Annotated in this window: 24 protein-coding genes; 5 read left to right on the top strand and 19 right to left on the bottom strand. The window is 65.3% G+C overall.

All coding sequences use genetic code 11. The features are described from left to right. Nucleotides 1-170 precede the first annotated feature (170 nt). The 4 genes from AAFG16_RS22745 to mgtE all read right to left on the bottom strand — a co-directional run bounded on the left by AAFG16_RS22745 (nucleotide 171) and on the right by mgtE (nucleotide 4,204). Complete coding sequence (locus AAFG16_RS22745; protein ID WP_342740615.1) at nucleotides 171-1,139, bottom strand: hypothetical protein; 969 nt, start codon at nucleotides 1,137-1,139, stop codon at nucleotides 171-173. A gap of 49 nt (nucleotides 1,140-1,188) precedes the next feature. Next, nucleotides 1,189-2,007, bottom strand: a complete 819-nt coding sequence (locus AAFG16_RS22740) for an aldo/keto reductase (RefSeq protein ID WP_283086375.1) — start codon at nucleotides 2,005-2,007, stop codon at nucleotides 1,189-1,191. Nucleotides 2,008-2,127: 120 nt separating this feature from the next. Then, nucleotides 2,128-2,430 carry a helix-turn-helix domain-containing protein gene (locus AAFG16_RS22735; protein WP_283086374.1) on the bottom strand — a complete coding sequence of 101 codons (303 nt, stop codon included), beginning with the start codon at nucleotides 2,428-2,430 and terminating at the stop codon, nucleotides 2,128-2,130. Nucleotides 2,431-2,782: 352 nt separating this feature from the next. Then, a complete protein-coding gene (mgtE, locus tag AAFG16_RS22730; protein WP_283086373.1) occupies nucleotides 2,783-4,204 on the bottom strand; it encodes a magnesium transporter in 1,422 nt (473 codons plus the stop codon). A 116-nt stretch (nucleotides 4,205-4,320) separates the two neighbouring features. On the opposite strand from mgtE, the gene AAFG16_RS22725 reads away from it, so the two are divergent. Further along, nucleotides 4,321-5,094, top strand: a complete 774-nt coding sequence (locus AAFG16_RS22725) for a polysaccharide deacetylase family protein (protein ID WP_342740953.1) — start codon at nucleotides 4,321-4,323, stop codon at nucleotides 5,092-5,094. A 160-nt stretch (nucleotides 5,095-5,254) separates the two neighbouring features. Beyond that, nucleotides 5,255-6,517, top strand: a complete 1,263-nt coding sequence (locus AAFG16_RS22720; RefSeq protein ID WP_283086372.1) for a polysaccharide deacetylase family protein — start codon at nucleotides 5,255-5,257, stop codon at nucleotides 6,515-6,517. A gap of 4 nt (nucleotides 6,518-6,521) precedes the next feature. On the opposite strand, the gene AAFG16_RS22715 is transcribed toward AAFG16_RS22720, so the two are convergent. Next, nucleotides 6,522-6,896, bottom strand: coding sequence for a hypothetical protein (locus AAFG16_RS22715; protein ID WP_283086371.1), 375 nt, complete (start codon nucleotides 6,894-6,896; stop codon nucleotides 6,522-6,524). A gap of 258 nt (nucleotides 6,897-7,154) precedes the next feature. On the opposite strand from AAFG16_RS22715, the gene AAFG16_RS22710 reads away from it, so the two are divergent. Next, nucleotides 7,155-7,412: a hypothetical protein gene (locus AAFG16_RS22710; RefSeq protein ID WP_181411698.1), complete on the top strand. Its 258-nt coding sequence runs from the start codon at nucleotides 7,155-7,157 to the stop codon at nucleotides 7,410-7,412. A 58-nt stretch (nucleotides 7,413-7,470) separates the two neighbouring features. Here the strand turns inward: AAFG16_RS22710 and AAFG16_RS22705 are convergent, their stop codons facing one another. From AAFG16_RS22705 to AAFG16_RS22680, 6 genes are all read right to left on the bottom strand, one after another. Beyond that, nucleotides 7,471-7,659, bottom strand: coding sequence for a hypothetical protein (locus tag AAFG16_RS22705; protein ID WP_283086370.1), 189 nt, complete (start codon nucleotides 7,657-7,659; stop codon nucleotides 7,471-7,473). Nucleotides 7,660-7,670: 11 nt separating this feature from the next. Beyond that, the gene (locus tag AAFG16_RS22700) at nucleotides 7,671-8,000 is read right to left on the bottom strand and encodes a four-helix bundle copper-binding protein (RefSeq protein WP_283086369.1); all 330 of its coding nucleotides are present in this window, start codon (nucleotides 7,998-8,000) and stop codon (nucleotides 7,671-7,673) included. 161 nt (nucleotides 8,001-8,161) lie between these two features. Beyond that, nucleotides 8,162-9,064 (bottom strand): NAD(P)/FAD-dependent oxidoreductase, encoded by a 903-nt coding sequence (locus AAFG16_RS22695; RefSeq protein ID WP_342740614.1) that lies wholly within the window; start codon nucleotides 9,062-9,064, stop codon nucleotides 8,162-8,164. Further along, nucleotides 9,061-10,137 carry a flavodoxin family protein gene (locus AAFG16_RS22690; protein WP_283086367.1) on the bottom strand — a complete coding sequence of 359 codons (1,077 nt, stop codon included), beginning with the start codon at nucleotides 10,135-10,137 and terminating at the stop codon, nucleotides 9,061-9,063. The genes AAFG16_RS22695 and AAFG16_RS22690 overlap by 4 nt, the downstream gene beginning before the upstream one ends. A 69-nt stretch (nucleotides 10,138-10,206) precedes the next feature. Next, nucleotides 10,207-10,404 carry a hypothetical protein gene (locus AAFG16_RS22685; RefSeq protein WP_283086366.1) on the bottom strand — a complete coding sequence of 66 codons (198 nt, stop codon included), beginning with the start codon at nucleotides 10,402-10,404 and terminating at the stop codon, nucleotides 10,207-10,209. A 2-nt stretch (nucleotides 10,405-10,406) separates the two neighbouring features. Then, nucleotides 10,407-10,613, bottom strand: coding sequence for a hypothetical protein (locus AAFG16_RS22680; protein WP_283086365.1), 207 nt, complete (start codon nucleotides 10,611-10,613; stop codon nucleotides 10,407-10,409). A 313-nt stretch (nucleotides 10,614-10,926) separates the two neighbouring features. Here AAFG16_RS22680 and AAFG16_RS22675 point away from each other — a divergent pair, with 313 nt between their 5' ends. After that, nucleotides 10,927-11,211 (top strand): hypothetical protein, encoded by a 285-nt coding sequence (locus AAFG16_RS22675; protein WP_283086364.1) that lies wholly within the window; start codon nucleotides 10,927-10,929, stop codon nucleotides 11,209-11,211. Between the two features lie 170 nt (nucleotides 11,212-11,381). Here the strand turns inward: AAFG16_RS22675 and AAFG16_RS22670 are convergent, their stop codons facing one another. The 6 genes from AAFG16_RS22670 to AAFG16_RS22645 form a co-directional block, all read right to left on the bottom strand. Next, nucleotides 11,382-11,582 (bottom strand): hypothetical protein, encoded by a 201-nt coding sequence (locus AAFG16_RS22670; RefSeq protein ID WP_342740613.1) that lies wholly within the window; start codon nucleotides 11,580-11,582, stop codon nucleotides 11,382-11,384. A gap of 97 nt (nucleotides 11,583-11,679) precedes the next feature. Further along, nucleotides 11,680-11,916 (bottom strand): hypothetical protein, encoded by a 237-nt coding sequence (locus tag AAFG16_RS22665; protein WP_342740612.1) that lies wholly within the window; start codon nucleotides 11,914-11,916, stop codon nucleotides 11,680-11,682. Between the two features lie 135 nt (nucleotides 11,917-12,051). Then, nucleotides 12,052-12,798, bottom strand: a complete 747-nt coding sequence (locus AAFG16_RS22660; protein WP_283086362.1) for a Crp/Fnr family transcriptional regulator — start codon at nucleotides 12,796-12,798, stop codon at nucleotides 12,052-12,054. Continuing rightward, the gene (locus AAFG16_RS22655) at nucleotides 12,798-15,968 is read right to left on the bottom strand and encodes a CheR family methyltransferase (RefSeq protein WP_342740611.1); all 3,171 of its coding nucleotides are present in this window, start codon (nucleotides 15,966-15,968) and stop codon (nucleotides 12,798-12,800) included. The genes AAFG16_RS22660 and AAFG16_RS22655 overlap by 1 nt, the downstream gene beginning before the upstream one ends. A gap of 239 nt (nucleotides 15,969-16,207) precedes the next feature. Further along, a complete protein-coding gene (locus tag AAFG16_RS22650) occupies nucleotides 16,208-16,477 on the bottom strand; it encodes a hypothetical protein (RefSeq protein ID WP_342740610.1) in 270 nt (89 codons plus the stop codon). Nucleotides 16,478-16,487: 10 nt separating this feature from the next. Continuing rightward, nucleotides 16,488-17,495, bottom strand: a complete 1,008-nt coding sequence (locus AAFG16_RS22645) for a chemotaxis protein CheB (protein WP_342740952.1) — start codon at nucleotides 17,493-17,495, stop codon at nucleotides 16,488-16,490. A gap of 86 nt (nucleotides 17,496-17,581) precedes the next feature. Between AAFG16_RS22645 and AAFG16_RS22640 the strand changes: the two genes are divergently transcribed. Then, nucleotides 17,582-17,986, top strand: coding sequence for a response regulator (locus AAFG16_RS22640; RefSeq protein ID WP_342740609.1), 405 nt, complete (start codon nucleotides 17,582-17,584; stop codon nucleotides 17,984-17,986). 144 nt (nucleotides 17,987-18,130) lie between these two features. Here the strand turns inward: AAFG16_RS22640 and AAFG16_RS22635 are convergent, their stop codons facing one another. Then, the gene (locus tag AAFG16_RS22635; RefSeq protein WP_283086358.1) at nucleotides 18,131-18,280 is read right to left on the bottom strand and encodes a hypothetical protein; all 150 of its coding nucleotides are present in this window, start codon (nucleotides 18,278-18,280) and stop codon (nucleotides 18,131-18,133) included. 85 nt (nucleotides 18,281-18,365) lie between these two features. Beyond that, complete coding sequence (locus AAFG16_RS22630; RefSeq protein ID WP_342740608.1) at nucleotides 18,366-19,148, bottom strand: SDR family NAD(P)-dependent oxidoreductase; 783 nt, start codon at nucleotides 19,146-19,148, stop codon at nucleotides 18,366-18,368. Nucleotides 19,149-19,316: the final 168 nt, after the last annotated feature.

Below are 19,316 nucleotides of genomic sequence, written 5' to 3'. Positions count from 1 at the left end.
CTCAAGGATGACCCGGGACGGGCGGCACATACGATAAATCCGAATTTCGGTAAAGCGGAATATTGTTGCGAGGATGGATTGATAGCCTCGTAGGTGTTTTGCCCGACGGGAATTCACCGGCACAAGCTCGAGCGGCCCCGGATTACGCTTCGCTCCATCCGGGCTACGAGCTACGACCCGAAATCCCTCGGCGAGAACGGCAGATCCATCACCTTCCATTCCCCGTACAAATTGGCCGGCAGCATTTTGAAGGGCTGGCAGGCCTGGAGCGCGGCCATCGCGGATTTCACCAGTGCCACGCCCTTCGCCGACGGCGGGGCTTCGATCAGGATCGGCTCGCGCGCCAGAGTGCCGTCGGTCGCCAACACCGTGCGCAGCTTGATGTGGACATTGTCGGTTGGCGCGAGCCCGGCCGGCAGTTTTGCGCAGCTGCGCAAATGGCGGCGCAGCTCGGCGATGACCTCGGCCGGCAATTTGGCGGCGATTGAATCCTTGGCATCGCCACCGTCATCCTTGAGCGCGTTCTTCGGCTCGGCCGGCAATTCGGGCGGCAGGCCCAGCATGACGCCGTATTTGACGGTGACGTCGGGCTCCGGCGCCTGATAGGCCGGCGGCGGCGCGTCCTGCGGCTGCGCCTGTGGCGGCGGCTGCGCCGGTTGAGGCTGCATCTGCGGCAGCGGTTGCTGTGGCGGCAATTGCGACGGCTGCGGCTGCGACGACTGCGGCTGCTGCGGCTGCACATTGGCCTCGCGCTGCTTCTCCGCCTGCGAGGGTTGCGGCTGCTTCTGCTGCGGTTCGGGTGATGCCTGCTGCTTCGGCGACGCCGCAGCGGCCTTGTCCTTCGCCGCGGGCTTCGGCTCCGCAGGCGCCTTGTCCTTGTCGGAAAAATCCAGCTTCGGCAGCTTCAAATCGGGGAGCGGCTCCGGCGACTTCTCCTTCGCCTCTTCTTTGGCCTTCTCCTCGGCCTTGGCCCCCTCCTCCTTCACCTGCTCGGGGGTGACGATGTCGATCGAAACCGTCTCGGGCCCGGCGGCATGAAACGGATGGACTTCGCTGATCACGATGATCAGCGCCACCAGCGTCAGATGCGCAATCGCTGACGCCGCAATGTCCGTCCGTATGATCTTCCGCAGTTCCATCGCCCGATCTTGGGTTGCCGCCCTGCTCCTATCATACCGGAACGGCCCCTCAATCCCATTTCGGCGCGAAGCCGAAATCGGTCAGGCGGCCCTTGGGGCTGGCCAGCGCGGCGATCTCCGCCATCTCGTCGCCTGAGAGCTCGAAATCGAGGATATCGATGTTTTCCGACAGGCGTTCGACGCGCGAGGTGCGCGGGATCGCCGCAACATTCTGTTGCACCAGCCAGCGCAGGCAGACCTGGGCCGGCGTCTTGCGATGCGCACGTCCGATTGCGGCGAGCCTCTGGTCGGACTTGATGCGGCCCTTGGCGATCGGGCTGTAGGCGACCAGCGCAAGGCCGTGCTGGTCGCAAGCCGCCCTCACCTTCGCCTGATCCAGATAAGGGTGGTATTCGACCTGGTTGCAGACCAGCGGCTCTGATGACAGCGCCACCGCCTGCTCGATCAGCGCCACGGTGAAGTTGGAAACGCCGATGTGACGGGTCAGGCCCATGCGTTTGGCATGCGACAGTGCGCCCAGCGTCTCCGCCAGCGGCACATGCGGATTGGGCCAGTGCAGCAGCAGAAGGTCGACCGACGGAAGCCGCAGCCGCGCCAGGCTCTCCTTGACCGAGCGCTCGAGGTCGTGGGGCGCGAAATGATTGGTCCAGACCTTTGTGGTGAGGAAGACGTCGTCGCGGCGCACGCCGGAGGCGCGCAAGCCGTCGCCGACCTCGCGCTCATTGTCGTAGACCTGGGCGGTGTCGATGTGGCGGTAGCCGAGCCGCAGCGCCTGCTCGACCACGCGGGCACAGGTACGCCCTTCCAGCTCCCAGGTCCCAAGCCCGATCGCCGGGATTCTTGCGCCACTGGCCTCGACGAACAGCATGAGGAATCCTCTCTGTTGCGGCAGCCCCTGATATCATTATGGACCCGGTCCGTAACACTGCCAACGAATGCCACGGCGCCCGAGCCGGATATTCACGGCAATGCTAACGGGAGGTTCGTATCAGGCTTTGGCGAGCGCCTGGAACACCGTCTCCGGCGCGTGTGCGATCACCGCGAGCAGCGCGCGGGCCGGTCCCCGCGGGGCGCGCTTGCCCTGCTCCCAATTGCGGATGGTCTCGACGGGAACGCCGAGCTTGGCGGCGAACTCCATCTGGGTGAGACAGGCGCGGCGGCGCAGGTCGCGCACGGCGAGCGAGCCGGTGTCGCCAGGTGCGTCATTGGCGCTCGGCTGGACCGGATATTCCTGCCCATCCCGCAATTCGACGATCCGTCCGTCCGCCTTCAGCCGCAACCGCATGTCCATTCCCCCAAGCGGGCATGATGATGCGGCAGGTCGCTTAAGTTCGGATTAAAGAAAGGAGTCCGTAGCCCGGATGGAACGCAGCGCAATCCTGGGCAGCTCTTGCGCCGATGCAGCGGTCCCGGATTACGCGGAGCCTGTCATCGGGCGGCGCTTCGCGCCGACCCGTTGGCTCCATCCGGGCTACGAGGCGGGAGTATTGCATCGCGTCCGGGCACGAGAATGAGGATGCACCGCCGCCTGCCCCGTCATTGCGAGGAGCCCCTGCGACGAAGCAATCCAGACTGCCGCCGCAGAGGGATTCTGGATTGCTTCGCTACGCTCGCAATGACGTGGAGGGAGCGTACGCCTTCGCCTACTTCAAGCCGAACCACAACGTCGCGATGCCGAGGAAGGAGAAGAAGCCGACCACGTCCGTCACCGTGGTGACGAAGGTGCCCGACGCCACCGCCGGATCGGCCCTGACACGTTCGAGCGCCATCGGGATCAGAATGCCGCCGAGCGCGCCGGCGACGAGGTTGCAGATGATGGCGAGCCCGATGACGATGCCAAGGCCAGGGATCTTGAACCAGGCCACCGCGGCGATACCCGTGATCACGGCAAAGGCGAGGCCATTGACGAGGCCGACCAGCGTTTCGCGCATGATCACGCGCCAGGCATTGGAGGAGCCGAGCTCGCGCGTTGCCAGCGCCCGCACCGCGACCGTCATGGTCTGGGTCGCGGCATTGCCGCCCTGGCTCGCAACGATCGGCGCCAGCACCGCGAGTGCCACCATCTTCTCCAACTGGCCCTCGAACAGGCCGAGCACGGAGGACGCCAGGAACGCGGTGGCGAGGTTGACCAGCAGCCAGTTGAACCGGCCGCGGGCAATGGTCAGGAAGGTGTCCGACAGCTCTTCGTCGCTGGTGACGCCGCCGAGCGCCTTGAGGTCCTCGTCTGCCTCCTCCTCGATGACGTCGACGACGTCGTCGACGGTGATGACGCCGACGAGGCGGTCCTGGGTGTCAAGCACAGGGGCTGCGACGAGATTGTACTTGCCGAACATGCGCGCCACCTCCTCCTGGTCCTCCAGGACGGAGACGCGGCGGCGATCCTCGTCGGTCAATTCGGCGAGCGGCACCGGCCGGCGCGCGCGCAAGAGCACGTCGAGGGGGACCGCGCCCTGCCAGTGCTGGTCCTTGTCGACGACGTAGATTTCGTAGAAGCGGTCGGGCAGATCCGGCGTCTCCCGCATGTAGTCGATCGCCTGCCCCACGGTGAAATCCTGGGGCACCGCGATGAACTCGGTCTGCATGCGGCGGCCGGCGGAATTTTCCGGATACAGCAGGCTGCGCTCGAGCGCGACGCGCTCCTGCAACGGCAGCTTTTCGAGGATCTCCTCCTGATCGGCCTCGTCGAGGGTTTCCAGCAGCTCGACCGCATCGTCGGATTCGAGCTCGCGGACGCCTTCGGCGACCGTTTCCGGCGGCAGCTCCTCGAGGATCTCCTCGCGCACGGTCTCGTCGACCTCGTTCAGCGCGGAGAAGTCGAAGTCGCGGCCCGTGAGCTCGACCAGACGGACGCGGTCGTCGGGCGCGAGCGCGCCGATCAGGTCGCCGAGATCGGCCTCGTGCAGCTCGGCGACGCAGGCGCGCAGCGCGGCGCTGTCGCCGGCCTCGATCGCATGGGCGATTTCCTCGACGAATTCGTGCCGGATTTCGCCGTCTTCATTGCGCATCGGCACATGGTCGAGTACCGAGGCCTCGGCGGATGGGGCACCGTCCATATGTTCATCCATGGTGTGCCTCGCCGTTTGACAGGTTGGAACGTGTGATCTGAGCTGATGGTTCAGGCAATACCCACAAGGCAACTCCGAGCGCAATGACAAAGATGCTTCGACTGCGGTGGACCTCGATGTCGCTGGGCGTGATCCTCGCGGCCCTCGGCGGCATCGCCTCGGCGGGAGCCGCCGACTGCCCGCGCAAGGATGCGCTCGGCACCTCGCGCGTCCTCAGCGTCGATGCCAAGACCACGCCGCGCGTCGGCTTGAAGAGTTTTCCGCAGACATTGCCGCTTGCCGATCACGAGGTCGTGCTGACCTTCGACGACGGCCCGCATCCGCCGACGACATCGAAAGTGCTGGCAGCGCTGGCGCAGGAATGCGTGCGCGCGACCTTCTTCCTGATCGGCCTGCACGCTTCCCAGCATCCTGAGATGGTCAAGCGCATCGCGCGCGAGGGCCACACCATCGGCCACCACACATGGTCGCATCCGTTCATGGCGCGGATCCCGTTCGAGAAGGCGAAGAGCGAGATCGACCGCGGGATCGCGGCCGACGAGATGGCGCTGCACGGGGTCTCGACCACGACGCCCTCGACGCCGTTCTTCCGCTTTCCCTATTTCGAAGCGACGCAAGCCGAGCTCGACCTGCTCCAGTCGCGCGGCATCGTCGTGTTCGGCGCCGACCTCTGGGCCAGCGACTGGAACGAGATGACGCCGGAGCAGGAATTGAAGCTCATCACCGAGCGCCTCGCCGCTGCCGGCAAGGGCATCATCCTCTTCCACGATCCCAAGGCGCGAACGGCCGCGATCATGCCGGCCTTCCTGCGGTATCTGAGGGAGAACGGCTATCGCGTGGTTCACGTGGCCCCGGCGGGAACATCACAGAAAAACGCTGACGCCCGTTGATGCCGGAATGTCACGCCGGCGCAAAAAGGGGTGATTTGAGCCCTATTAACACTCTGTTCATGCTACGCCATGCAAAGATGGAGGCGATTTGCGCCTGAACCGTTTCGGGGCGTCTCCGACCTACTATGGCGGCAATCGCATATGAGGGCAGACCGACTTCATGATCGGACGTAGCGTTGTTTTCCGGACGCGATCGTGGGCCGTCCTTGGCGGTGTGTTGGGATTGCTGAGCACCGCGTCGACGGCGGCGCTGGCGGCCGAATGCCCCGGGCATCCGGGCGCGCTCGGGACCTCCCGCACCCTCGTGGTCGATCCGCACGAGCATCCGCGCATCGGCACCATGCAGTACCGCGAGACGCTGCCGTTGAAGGACCATGAGGTCGTGCTGACCTTCGACGACGGTCCGCTGCCGAAATATTCCAACCAGATCCTCAAGATGCTCGACGACGAGTGCATCAAGGCGACCTTCTTCATCATCGGCCAGCAGGCCAAGGCGAACCCCGAAGGCGTGCGCAAGCTGGTGGCGGCGGGCCATACCGTCGGCACGCACAGCATGGACCATCCGCTGACCTTCGACCGGATGCCGATCGAGAAATACGAGCCCGAGATCAACGGCGGTATCCAGTGGACCTCGGCGGCGATGACCGACCCGACAAAGCTCGCGCCGTTCTTCCGCATTCCCGGGCTGATGCGCGCCGAGGGTGTCGAGAACTATCTGATCTCGCGCGGCATCCAGGTCTGGAGCGCCGACTTCCCGGCCGACGACTGGCGCCATGTGTCATCAGACCGCGTCTACCAGCTCGCGATCCAGCGGCTGGAGGCCAAGGGCAAGGGCATTCTGCTGCTGCACGACATCCAGCCGCGCACCGTGGCGGCGCTGCCGAAGATCATCCGCGACCTCAAGGCGAAGGGCTATCGCATCGTGCATGTGGTGGCGGCGACTGCGGATCAGCCGGCGACGCCGACGACGGCGGTGGAATGGCTGCTGCATCCGCCGACCGAGACGACACCGATCGCGCGCTGGCCGGCCGTTCCGAATTTCGTGTTCACGCAGACCGGGACGCTGCCGGCGCCCTCACTCGCCGATCTGAACGCGCAGAACGAGCATCAGCCGCTGCTGCCGCGCCGGACCAAGGCCCGGATGGATGTCGCGTCCACCCTGGCCGTGCCGGACCGCGACCTGTTCGCGATCCCCGAGGGCTCGGTCGAGGTGCTGCTGTCGACGACCTTGTCGCGGCGCGCCGCGACGCGGCTGGCGATGGCGGCCGAGACGCCGCGCGCGGCGAAGGGGACCGCCAAGGGTACGCCCGGCAAGTCGCAGGGGCGCAAGACCGCGCGCGCGCCACACGCCGCCCCGAAGCGTGCGGCGCAGGCCAAGGGCAGCGCGACCCGCATTGCGACCGGCGTGAAGAAGCGCGCTTGAGTTGTTATTGCCGCATGATGGCGGCGACGCAGAGCAGCACGATCAGCGCCAGGAAGAACAGGTCCATATAGGACTTGAGCTCGCCGTCGCGCCGCAGCCGCGCGACGTCGGCGACGACCTGCTTGCGCGCCGCGGTTCCGCCCGAGCCGTCGTTGATCGGGGCCTGGAGGCGGCGCGTCTCGGCCTCCAGCTTCTCGATCTTCTGGAAGAAGTAGAACGCGCGCAGCGTCGAGGCCGCGCGCATGGCGGAATAGACCAGCACCAGGATCGCCAGGATCGCCCGGTTCGGATACTTCTCCATGAAGTTCAGGCTGAAATAAACCACCGCCAGGAACGCGAAGTTGGTGACGAAGCGGTAGACGAAACTGAGGAAGACCATGCTGGCTCGAGCCTTGAGGGGTGCGCAACCGGATCGGGTTGCGGGTACGGGATCGGGGAGACCCAGAGCGGAACAGCCGGCCTGGACGCCGTGCAGGTCGGTCTACGCGAACTTTGTTTCAAGAAAGATACCGCCGCCCCCGCAACTCGCCGCCTTTTAGCCGCGCGCCGCCATAATGCAAGCCGGAGCCCGGCGGCCGGCAATGGAGATTTGGCCGAAGTCGCGATAGACTGGCACCGCCACAAGTGGGGTCTGCCGATGCCGAAGAAGGGAATCACGGGCCACGACGAATGGGTTCTGACCGAGGCGCTCGCGACCGCGCTGGTCGCGCTGGAGCAGCTCGAACCCAAGCACCAGCCGAACGCGCATATGGACGACCTACGCAAGATGCTGGCGAACGGCAAGGAGCCGGCGGCGGTGAGCCTGCATCTCGCCCAGGCCAAATGCCGCCTGTTTCCCGACCTCGATCCGCTGGAGATCTATCGGGAATACGGCATCGGCGAGGAATATGGCTGAGGCGCGCGCGGCGGTGTGCACGCATTGACTGCGATTTCAAGCGGTCAAGGATGGAGCCTTACGGCCCGCCCGCAACCGAACCGGCGATCACCATCGCGAGCGCAGCAAGATCGATCCGGCCGTTGACGATCAGCTCCTCCGAGCCTTTCGCCTCGCCTCCGCCCTCGACCGTCAGAGCCTGCGGCCGGTTGGCCGCCTGCCGCTCCAACTCGCCGATGATGGCTTCCTTGAGCTTCTCTTCCAGCATGAGCTTGTCCTTCAGGCTGCCATCGCGCGGCAGGATTGGGCGCAGGAGCGGCACATCGTGACGCACTCCTCCATGCCGCCGATCCGTTCGCAATCGGCGGCGCATTCGCTGCAGATTTCCGCGCATTCGCCGCAGGTGTGCCGGTGATGCGGCGTGTTGATCAGCATGAAATGCGCGGCCGTCCGGCACATTTCGGCGCAGGCCATCATCAGGCGGAAGTGCCTGGGCTCGACATGCTTGCCGCCGGTCTCGAGGCAGTGGTTCATCGCCGTGCCGAGGCAGGTCTGGTAGCAATTCATGCAGAGCGCGATGCAGCGGGTCACCTCTTCGGATTGAGCCATCCCATCTCTCCAATTGCGCTTCGATGCCGCCCTGCCCGCTCACGCTCAACCAAGGCGAGGCTTCGATCGTTCCTGCCGTCCGGCTGAATGTGAATCCGGGGAACCGTGCATTGCTCGGTGTCGCCGGCGCGCCAGTCGTCGGCAAACATGCTCAGGGCTTCTCATGCCAGGCGCGGCGGCAGGCTGTTGTGGATGGTGCAGGCGGCGATTGCGGCGTGACCGAACGCGACCGAGATCTGGTGCAGGTCGGTCACGACGTCGCCGATGCCAAGGAGCCCGCTGACAGAGGTGTGCTGATGGTCATCGACTTTCAAATAATTGTCGGCGGTATGCTCGGCGCCGAGCGACACCGCGAGCTTTGAACGCACCTCTGCGCCCATGACGGGATAGACCATGTCGAATTGCGTCGTTCGGCCGTTCGCGAACACGGCTTCGATCCTGTTCGCGGTCCGCCTGAGGCGCAGGTCCGGCGCAAACACCACCTCGACCCCCGCCTCGGCCAGCCCCGATGTTGCGGTCTCCTCGCCATCCCGCGCGGTTGCGAACAGCGTCACGTCGCGCGAGTAGCCACGCAGGAACAGCGCCTTGCCGGCGGCAGGACCGAGCGGGCCGACGACGCCGATGCGGCAGCCGCGCGCCTCAAAGGCGTCGCAGACCGGACAGTAGCGCAACAGCCCGTCCGCGACGGCCGCGCGCCATTCGTCGAACGGCGGATGGGTGTCGACGATGCCGCTGGCGAGAATGACGGTGGCGGCCTCATGCGCGCCGCCGCGCCAGCTCGCCTGAAAACCGTGCCCCTGCCGCTGCAATGCCGTGACCTCGGCCTCGACGCGCGTGACGGCGAGCTCGTCCAGTTGCGCCGACATGCGCGCGATCAGCTCGGCGCCGGACAGGCCGTGGACGAAGCCCGGAACGTTATGGCTGCGCGGGATCAGCGCCGCTCGGCTCGCGCCGGTATCCACAACACAGACGCGGCGGCGGAAGCGCGCCAGATAGATCGCGGCCATCATCCCGGCCGGGCCGCCCCCGACGATCAGGCAATCGATCGGTTGTGCACCGCTCATTTGGGATTCGGATCCTGAAGACCGGCGCCAGGCTCCTGAAGGCGCCCGCTCCGCGCCAGCCGGACCGCATTGCCCAGCGCGCGTGCGGCGTTCACGACCTCCTGCTGAAATTCACTGTCCTCGTCGAGCTCGTGGTGCGAGGTGGCATAATGGTCCATGTAGCCGACATAGCCGTCGAGCTCGGCGAAGCGGCCTGCCGAGATCAGGTGCATGTCGGTGAGCCAGTCCGACAAGGCCCGGCGCACGCCCTCGGCACCGACGGCGTCGCCGTGAACCACCAGGCCGAAATGGCGGCCGGCGAGATGGCGCGGATAGGACCAGCCCTTCAGCTCGATCGCCTTGGCTTCCCCAGCAGTCTTGCCGTGGGTCGAGGTCGGATCGGGATTGCCGCCGTCGGCGCAGACCATGCGGTCCATCATCGCCTTGAGCCCGGCAGGCACGTGATACCAGTTCACCGGGGTCACGATCAGAATGCCGTGAGCTGCGACCCAGAGCGGATAGATCTCGTTCATCCAGTCGCGGGTCTGTCCGAGCGAATAGTTCGGATAGCAGCTGCACGGCCAGTGACAGAGCGGCATCGCGGTCGAGACGCAGGACTTGCAGGGATGGATGGTCTTGCCGAATTCGGAAGCAAGGCGCGACAGATCGAGGATGTCGACGGCAAAGCCCATCTCGGTGAAGACCGGCTCGGCAAGCTTGACGAGGCGCCAGGTCTTGGACATCTCGCCGGGACAGGTGTGCTCGCTGCGCGCCGATCCGTTGATGATCAGGATGCGCGGCGTCTCGCTCGCATCGTCGTGCCGCCGCTGTGCCGCCAGCACCGCGGCGCGGGCATCCAGCCAGTCGAGGGCGATGTCGTAGTCGGGATCGGCAAATCCGGGGCCGGCCTTGCGCGTCAGCGGCGCCTTGCGCGAATGGCTGTAGGCGTCCCAGGCGGCACTGACGATGGCGTCAAGCTCGCGCCCGAGCGGCGCAAAGACGGGATCGATGAACTGGCTCTTGTAACGGCGCTCGAACTCCGCGCGCGACAGCTTGACGGGCGGCATCCCCTTGCGAACGTCGGCTTCCGTCATGCTGGCTCCTCGCGAGGTCGGTCTCATGCGACCAACCCGGGGCGCTGCGCTCGGTTCCGCTCCGCTCTACTAGCGAACGACCTCCGGCGGCAGATCGAATTGCGCGATCCGCCGGTCCAGCCGCCACAGCTCGATGCGGTGGACCAGAACGAGTGCCGCGGCCTCGCGCTTGGCCTGCTCGTCATCGTCGCAGACGAGGTTGATGCAGCCGAACACATGCCCCTCCCGATCGATCTGGAAGGCGCGATAATGCTTGATGCTCCGCATGATCATTCTCCTCGTCTTGGGCAGGCGGGCGCGCTGAGCCAGTCTGTCAGATTTGAGGTCACCTCGTTCTGCTTGGCGCGGCGCAGCAGCATCTCGCGCTCCCTGCCAGGCGGCAGGCTGCGGGCACGCTCGCGGGCGCTTTCGGCGAATGCGGTCAACCGCTCCTGGAGCGATTGGGTCTGTTTCCTGCGGTTGCGTTTGGCGGTCATTGGACTTTTCACGGATGATTTCGGATGAATCGGCCCCGGCGGGGGATTGGGCGCCGGGGCCCAAGTCGTCAGTCATTGAGCTGCCGGTGGGGCGGCCCTGTCCGGCAGCCTACATAGCTTCCGCCGCGATTTCGGGTTCCGGCATTTCAATAAGTTAACGCTGCGTGATTTTGCGCAAAGCGCGTGCGCACTGCGGCATCGGTTCGTCGAGAGCATGAATAGGCGCGCCGAGAGGCGGCGCATTGCGGCAGCAAATGCGCCGGAACCGAAATGCTGATTCGCTTGTTCATGAAGGACTTGAAGGAGGATCATCATGGCGAAAGCAGCATGGAAGCGGCCGGGCTCACCGATCGGCCGCAAGGGACCACGCAAGGCAAATCCCGCGTACAAGCGGCGCGCGCGCCAGCCGTGGACGCCTGCGGATGTGAGCAAGTTGAAGCAGCTCGCGAAGGGAAACACGCCGACGGGCGTGATGAGCATCAAGCTTCAACGTCCGGTCGCGGCCATCCGCAGCAAGGCGCAGCGCGAAGGCATTTCGCTGAGGCCGACCAACCGCTCACCCTATAACAGGCGAACCAAAACGGCGAAGCGGCGTTGACCGGAAGCACCGCCGGGTGACAACCGGACACAACGGGGACGATGGACGTGGCGCTCATTTTTCCGGTTTCTGCCCACGACATCAGCGCATCGGTACGCGCCGACATCTGACCCGTTCCCGGCGCGTGCAGCTCGCGCTTCATGCACGTCTCCACGCGCCCGGATCATAGTCTAGTGCGGCGGCTGCAAGCCCGGCGACCGCAGCCATTCGCTCATCTGAGATCCCGTTTCCGCCTGGCGCGCCTTGCGCAGCATCTCGTCGCGCGCGGCCCCGGGCGGAAGCGATCTGGCTTTCTCGCGCAGCCGCTCCGCTTCCGCAGCCAAGCGCGTCTCCAGCAAGTCCGTTTGTTTGTGACGACGCCGTGTCAACATGAGCGTTCTCCCTGACCATGAGGCAGAGCGCGTCGTTGCGTTCCTGTCACGGGTGGTCGCCAGGCCGGATCGGCCATGGCGAACGTCAACGTTCCGGTCACGAAACAGTTGCTCGGTTCCGCGAATTGTCTGCCTCGGTCCCAAAGTCAGGCCGCTTTCTTCGATTGTCGAGGTGCGCCTTGACCTCCGAGCGAACCATGGCGCTTTTCATCACCGCAAGGCGCGCCGCGTCCAGGTTTCGGCCGTGCTGTTCCGAGACCCGCCTGTGCTGATCGCGGAGAATGCGGCTTGCTTCGATGGCCCGGGCCGCACGGGCAAAGAGCGCGTTTTGCATTGCCCATCATAGGCGCAGCAGCGTCGTCCCGCCTTTGCACAAGTTACTCAAACGACGTCATCGGCTCAAAAAAAATTCGCGACCACTAACCCTGATCAAGTTTCTCGATTGGCGCGTTGCGTCCCGCAGCGCCCATCAACCGCGCCGGTAAAGCTGCAAATAGCTCGGCGAGTACAACGCCGCGTCCTTCAGTGCGTCGAGATCGCTGATGGTCAGCGTGCGATCGCGCAGCACGATCAGGCCGGAGGCACGCAGCTCCTGGATGGTCCGGTTGAGGTGGACCACCGACAGCCCGGTGGCGTCGGCGAGGTCCATCTGCGTGATCGGCATGATGCAGGAATTTCCGTCGACCATGCCGACGGGGCGAAGCCGCTCGAATATCTCGCAGAACAGATGCGCCACGCGTTCCAGCGCAATGCGGCGGCCGAGATTGATCGCCCATTCGCGCTGGATGGCGGTGTTGACGAGGGTCTCGCACCAGAATGCTTCCGCGAGCGAACGGTCGGCGACCACCAGCGCCTCGAATCGCGCGCGCCTGATCTCGGCATAGACCACCGGCGTCAGCGTCGCGATGGAATGGTCCATCACCGAGAGCAGGAACGCATGCGCGTCGCAGCTCTCGCCCGGGAAGATGAAATTGACGATCTGGCGCCTTCCGTCCTCCAGCGTCTTATAGCGGCAGAGCCAGCCCGACAGCACGACGCGGACGCTGTCGACGGGATCGCCCTCCGAGATCAGGTCCTCGCCGGCCCCGGCGCGCTGCAGACCCTCGAGCATGGCGTATTCGAGCGATGCACGGGCTTCGGCCGACAACGGCCGCAGCGCGCTCAGCCGGCGGATGGCCGGCTCCAGCAGGCTGCGATCGGAGGTCGACAGGGTCATCAGCCAGCCACCACCGGAGTGTGGAACGTGCGCTTGCTCAGGGGGATGCAGATCGTGCATTGCAGCCCGGCCGGGCTGAACGCCATCGTGGTCTGTCCCTTGAACTCGAACGCCAGCGTGCGTTCCAGAAGCTCAGTGCCAAAACCCTTTCGCGGCGGCGGTGTGACCTGCGGTCCGCCGCGCTCGCGCCATTCGAACACCAGCTCCGCCGGCTCCGTGCTCTCGTCGAGGCGCCAACTGATCTCAATGCGCCCGGCCGGCTGGCTCAAGGCGCCGTATTTCAGCGCGTTGGTCGCGAGCTCGTGGATCGCGAGCGCGAATGTCTCTGCCGCCTTGGGCTGGAAGCGCACCTTGGGGCCGGAGACCCGCATCTGCTCGCCCTCGCGGGCGTTGTAGGCGAGCAGCTCCTCGACCACGAGATATTCGAGGTCGACGCCACCTTCGGGATCGCGGGTCACCAGCGCCTGGGTGCGGGCGAAAGCGTTGAGCCGGCCGTCGAGATGGGAGGCGTATTCCTCGACGGTTGTGCTGGAATCGGCCGAACGGCGGGCGATCGAGCGCACCACGCCGAGCGTGTTGCGGACGCGATGCTGAAGCTCGGCCAGCAACAGACGCTGCCGCTCCTCTGCACGGGTGATCGCGGTGACGTCGATGAAGGTGACGACGACGCCGGCGATGAAATTGTCGATGCTGCGATAGGGCAGGATGCGCACGATGTAGCGCGTGCCGCTGTCGGGCGCGCTCAGCTCGCGTTCGCTGGCGGCAAGCGTGCGCAGCACGCGGCGGACGTCGTCGTAGAGCTCTTCGATCGGGATGCGCGCCTTGATATGGGCGATCGGCCGGCCGGCATCGGTCTCGACGAGATGCAGGACCTGCGTGATCGCCGGCGTGAAGTTCATCACGCGCAGATCGTTGTCGAGGAACACGGTCGCGATCTGCGTGCTCTCGAGGAAGTTCTTGAGGTCGCTGGTGGCGCGTGTCAGCTCCTGGACACGGTGCGCCAGCTCGCCATTGACGGTGGTCAGCTCCTCGTTGACCGACTGCAACTCCTCGCGCGAGGTCTCGAGCTCCTCGTTGGCCGATTGCAGCTCCTCGTTGAGCGACTGGTATTCCTCGTTGGAGGATTTCAGCTCCTCGTTGGTGCTCTCGAGCTCCTCGATGGTCGCCTGGAGGCGCTCACGCGTGGCGCGCAGCTCGCTTTCGAGTCGCTCGACATGCTCGGTGCGTACCAGCGCGCTCGGGTTACCCGGGTTCGCCTCGATCGTGCGGACCGGACCGTCCTTGAACAGCACCACGAAATTGCGATGGCCGCCGACGCCCTCCTGGATCGGCTCGACGGTGATGTCGACCAGGACGCGGTGGCCATTGACTCCAAGCTGCACCTGTTCTGCCTGGGCCGCTTCGTTGGTCTCCGCCGCGCGGCTCAGCGCGCTGCGCAGCTCGAGCCTGAGATCGCGGTGCACGAGCTGGAGCAGGTCGAGCGTGGCTGCGCCCGCCGTCGGCTCGATGTAGCGCCCGGTACGTCCGGAGAAGTGCAGGATCTGGAAATTGTCGTCGGTGATGACGTAGGCGGGCGCATAGCGCTCCGCGATCCGCTGTGCGCGCCGCTCCAGCCCGACGTCGGGTCCGAACGAGCGCACCGGCGGCACCTCGACCGGCGCCCTGCCCGCCGCGGTCGTGATCGGAAATTCCGGCGGCAGCCGCATTCCGGTGTCGAGCTTCCTGAAGATGCGGGCGCGCCGGTCGATCGGCGCGAACAGTTTTGGATGCCGCGTCACGTTCTCGGAATTGCCGAGAAACAGATAGCGCTCCGGCAGCAGCGCGAAATGGAACAACGGGATCACCCGGTTCTGCAATTCGGCATTGAGGTAGATCAGCAGGTTGCGGCAGGAGACGATGTCGAGCTTGGAGAACGGCGCGTCCTTGATGACGTCGTGCTGCGAGAAGATGCACATCTCCCGCAGCTCCTTGACCACGCAATAGGTGTCGCCCTCGCGCACGAACCAGCGCGCCAGGCGCTCGCCGGTCATGTCGGCCTCGATATTGGTGCGATAGCGGCCGACCCGCGCGGTTGCGAGTGCCCGGCCGTCGATGTCGGTGGCGAAGATCTGCACCTGCGGCGCGGAGTCCATCCGGGCCATCTGCTCGCGCAGCAGGATGCCGATCGAATAGGCCTCCTCGCCGGTGGCGCAGCCGAGCACCCAGACGCGCACTTGCTGGCCGGTGCCCTTGCCCTCGAAGATCTTCGGAATGATCTGGGATTCCAGCACCTCGAACTCACGCTTGTCGCGGAAGAACTCGGTGACGCCGATCAGCAGATCGTTGAAGAGGTTCTGCGCCTCGTCCTTGTCGTTGCGCAGGAAATCGACATAGGCGGCAATCTCGTCGATCTGGACCACCTGCATGCGCCGCTGCACGCGGCGCAGGAAGGTGTTCTGCTTGTAGCCGTGGAAATCGTTCCCCGTCTTGTTGCGCAGGATGTCGGCGATGCGCGACAGCGAGGTCGCGGCCGCGGCGAGCACCTCGTCAAACCCCTGCTTCTCGTCCAGGCGCCGAAGATGACGGGCGTAGACCTGGATATGTTCGGGGATGTCCTCCGGCGGCAGCACGTAGTCGGCGATGGCGGCGGGCGTATTGCTGTCGTGCAGATGGTCGGCCTCTTCCTGGCTCACGACCTTCTCGGCGATCGCGAGGCCGCCATGATCCTTCAGCGTGGCGGTGCCGAGCGTGCCGTCGCCGCCGGTGCCGGCGAGAATGACGCCGATGGACTGCTCGGCGCGCTCCTCGGCCAGCGACACCAGGAAGCTGTCGATGGTGGCGCGCTCGCCGGGCGCCTGCTCGGCCCTACGGATCGCAAACCGGTCGCCCTGGATCGTCGTGATCATCGCCGGCGGACACAGGTAGATGGTGCCGCCCTCGATCGCATGGCCATCGCCGATGTCGGCGATCTTACTGCCGTTGGAGCCCTGAACGAGGCCACGCAGGCGGGATTCGTCGAAAGCCTCGTGATACTGAAGAGCCAGGACGATGGCCTGATCGGCGCCGACGCTCAGCTTGGCGAAAAAGCGCTCGATGCTGTCCAGTGCGCCGGGCGAGGCGCCCACGCCGATGATCAGCGGGGACTTGATCTGACGCTCTCCATCAACCGGCTGGTCCCCGATTTCATTCATGGCCCTGGCAGCTTTCGTTCACCGACCGGAACCAACGGGGACCGGTCCCTGCAAATAGCAGAAATCGATATTACCCCAACAGATCAAAGGCAGAAATGTCCCGTAGTGCTTGGCACGATCCTACCGGGCGTGGTCGGGTTCCAGTCCGAAACTCAGGCGTGCCCGGCCCGGCAAAAGCCGCAATGCACCGCGAACGGCCGCCGTTGGAGCGCCGGGTACGCAGCCAGGACGGCCGGCCTTTAGTCGCCCGGATCGACCTCCCGCTGGAGATATGCCACGCGTTGCTCGATCAACGTCCGGTGGCGCTCCCACTCCACCAGCGTCTGCTTGAGCAGCTGCACCAGCCGCTCCGCCTGACGGGTGTCGTGGCCGCCGGCCATGAGTTCAAGCACGCGTTCTTCCTGGTCGCGGATGCGCTGCCAACCTTCCTCGATGTCGTGGTCGGCCTTCACCAGCAGGCTCTGCTCGGCATTGAGCTGCGCGGTGCGTTCGGCAAGGGAGATGGCCATGGCAGAGCCTTCACGCCTCCCGTTTGCGAACGGGAGCATCGAGCGATTTTAGCACGACGCGCCGGATCATGTCGGCATATTCGCGATATTCGGCCGCCCGCACCTCGTACATCTCCGCGACAGCCGCCCGCCCGGCACGCCGGCCATCGGCCGCCATGCGCTGCACCAGTTCCGCCCGCTCCTCGATGATGCGCAGCGCGACCCGCAAGGCTTCATCCACCCGCCCCTCCTGCTCCTTGCCGAGCGCATCGGCGGTGTAGCCATGACCGACCTGGCAACGAAAGCGCATCGGGCGGGACTCCTTGACCACGGACAGGACGCCGCCGCAGGCCGGGCAGGTCAGCGCAACGGGATCGGCCATCGAAACAAGGTTGTCGCTACCGATCCGGTCACCAGCCGCGATCTCGACCTCGAGCTTGATCTCGGGTGGGATCGGCAAGACGTCTCCGGCCTGCTCCCTGGCCAGTTCGGACAGGACGTCGCCCATGCCGGCGCCGGGAACACAGAGGTCGATGGTGGTCGCTTCCATCCCGCGCCGGGGCATCTCGTCGGCAATGGCGTCCGCGGGGTCCTGAACCACCGCCATCCCGCCGCAGCGCTTGATCGCATTGAGGCCGGCGGCGCCGTCGGAGAGTAGACCGCTCAGCAGCACGCCGATCACGTGCGGGCCGTGATACAGGGCGGCGGAGCGGAACAGGGCATCGATCGCCGGCCGGACCATGTTCTCACGCGGGCCGCGCCCGAGAAAAATGTGATCTTCCGACAGCAGGAGATGGTGATCCGGCGCGGCCAGGTAGATCCGGCCCGGCTCGATCTTCATGCCGTTTTCGGCCTGGCTGACCGGAAGCCGGCTGGCACTGCTGGCGATCGTCGACAGGATGCCGATGCCATGCGCCGGAATGTGGAGGACGATGAAGACGGCAGCGGGCAGATCGGCGGGCAAACCACCCAGAATCTGCTTCAGCGGCTGGGTGGCTCCGGCCGAGCCGCCGATGACGATGATGTCACGGTTGCGCATGGAACCGGCCTTCGCCTGCATTGTTTGCACCAAGGCGGGCCGACGCCTTATGTTCCTATGAACTTGAAGCGAATACCGGAGGCACCATGGCGGTATCGCCGACATCATTACGTCAACGCGAGCAACTCACCGGGCGGCGCATTCTCGTCGTCGAGGACGAGTATTTCCTCGCCGACGACATCGGCAAGACGTTCCGCGCGCTCGGCGCGGAGATCGCAGGTCCCGTCGGTCACCTCGAGGACGCGCTCAAGATCCTGCACGACGGCAGCGTCCTGGATGCCGCCGTGCTCGATGTGAACATCCGCAACGAGATGATCTTTCCGATCGCGCGCGAGCTGAAGGCGCGCAACATCCCCTTCGTGTTCACCACGGGATACGACAAGATCACTCTCGGTCTGGAATTTCAGGACGTGCCGCTGCTGGAGAAACCGATCGATCTTCCGGCGATGGCGCGGAAGCTGGCCGCGCTCATTGCTGATCCGCGGGCCTGACACGCAGTGAGGCGTGTTCGCACCCCTCGCTTGCGGGCTCGCGGCGATCAGAACAGATGCGCGAAAGCGAGCCAGGCGGTCACCACCAGACACAAGAGAGTCGCAGCATAAGGCAGCGCGACGCGCAAGACAGGCCTCCCCGCATCAACTCATCATCATCCAGACGATTGCCACCAGCATCACGAGAAAGCCCGTGATTGCAGTTGCCACGAAAGCCTGTTCGATACGATCCATTGCCATCGCAGCCCCCTGTTCCAGCGTGAGCAGTTTGACCGCTTCGGAGGCCCGGCGCATTAGGCTATGTGAATCGGCGCCCTCCTTCCGTTTGGCCGCGCAGAATTTGCCGGATCGCCGCGCGGAAATTGCGCCGCCCCTCCTTCTACGACTTGGCCGTGCCCGGCTCGGCCATCTTGCGATGCTGCTTGGCCAGCATCTCGTTGGGCGTGACGTTGGCGATCGTGGTCTGGATCTTGTTCTTCATCCCCGTGACGACGTCGGATTCCCCACGCAGCATCGCATCGAAGCCCGCCTTGGCGACGTCATAGGCGCTATCTTTCGGCTCGGTGCCTACCTTGGTGTCCATCATGTCGGCGCGGCGGAAGAATTCGGTCTCGGTGGCGCCGGGCATCAGGCAGGTCACGGTGACGCCGCTGTCGCGCAGCTCCTCGCGCAGCGCAAACGAGAATGAATCGAGGAATGCTTTGCTGGCATTGTAGACCGCCTGAAAACTGCCCGGCGTGAAGCCGGCGATCGACCCCGTGATCAGGATGCGCCCGGAATTGCGTCGGAGCATCTCGTTACCGGCGCGATGGATGAGATACAGCGTGCCGGTGATGTTGGTGTCGATGATGCGCCTGATGCGCTGGAAATCCTGATCGAGGAACGCCTTGCCGAGGCCGATACCGGCATTGGCAAGCAGCGCGTCGATCGGCCGGTCGGCCACCGCGGCGCAGAGCTTGTCGACACCTTCGGTGGTGGCGAGATCGGCCTGCACCGGCTCGACGCTGCCGCCGAGCCTGCGCAGATCAACCGCCACCCGCTCAATCTCGGGCTCGTCCGCCACGATGACCAGATTGAAGCCTGCTTGGGCGCAGCACCTGGCGAGCTCCAGGCCGATCCCGGTGGAGGCGCCCGTGACGACGGCGAATTGATTGGCGGGCATGAGCGTGTTCCTTCGACACAATACTTGGGGACGATGATCACGCCCAATCACCGGCCTGCTCCCTCGTTCCTAATTTTGCGCAGGGCGGTGCGGTGCGAAGAATTTGCGACCGCGTAGCAACCATCGTTCATCGCTGGACTTAGATGGCGTGATCGAGCTCGGAGGACG

The sequence above is a fragment of the Bradyrhizobium sp. B117 genome (assembly GCF_038969555.1).
Taxonomy (GTDB): Bacteria; Pseudomonadota; Alphaproteobacteria; order Rhizobiales; family Xanthobacteraceae; genus Bradyrhizobium.
The sequence above is the reverse complement of the archived record's forward strand: the minus strand, read 5'-3'. Positions and strand labels throughout refer to the sequence as shown.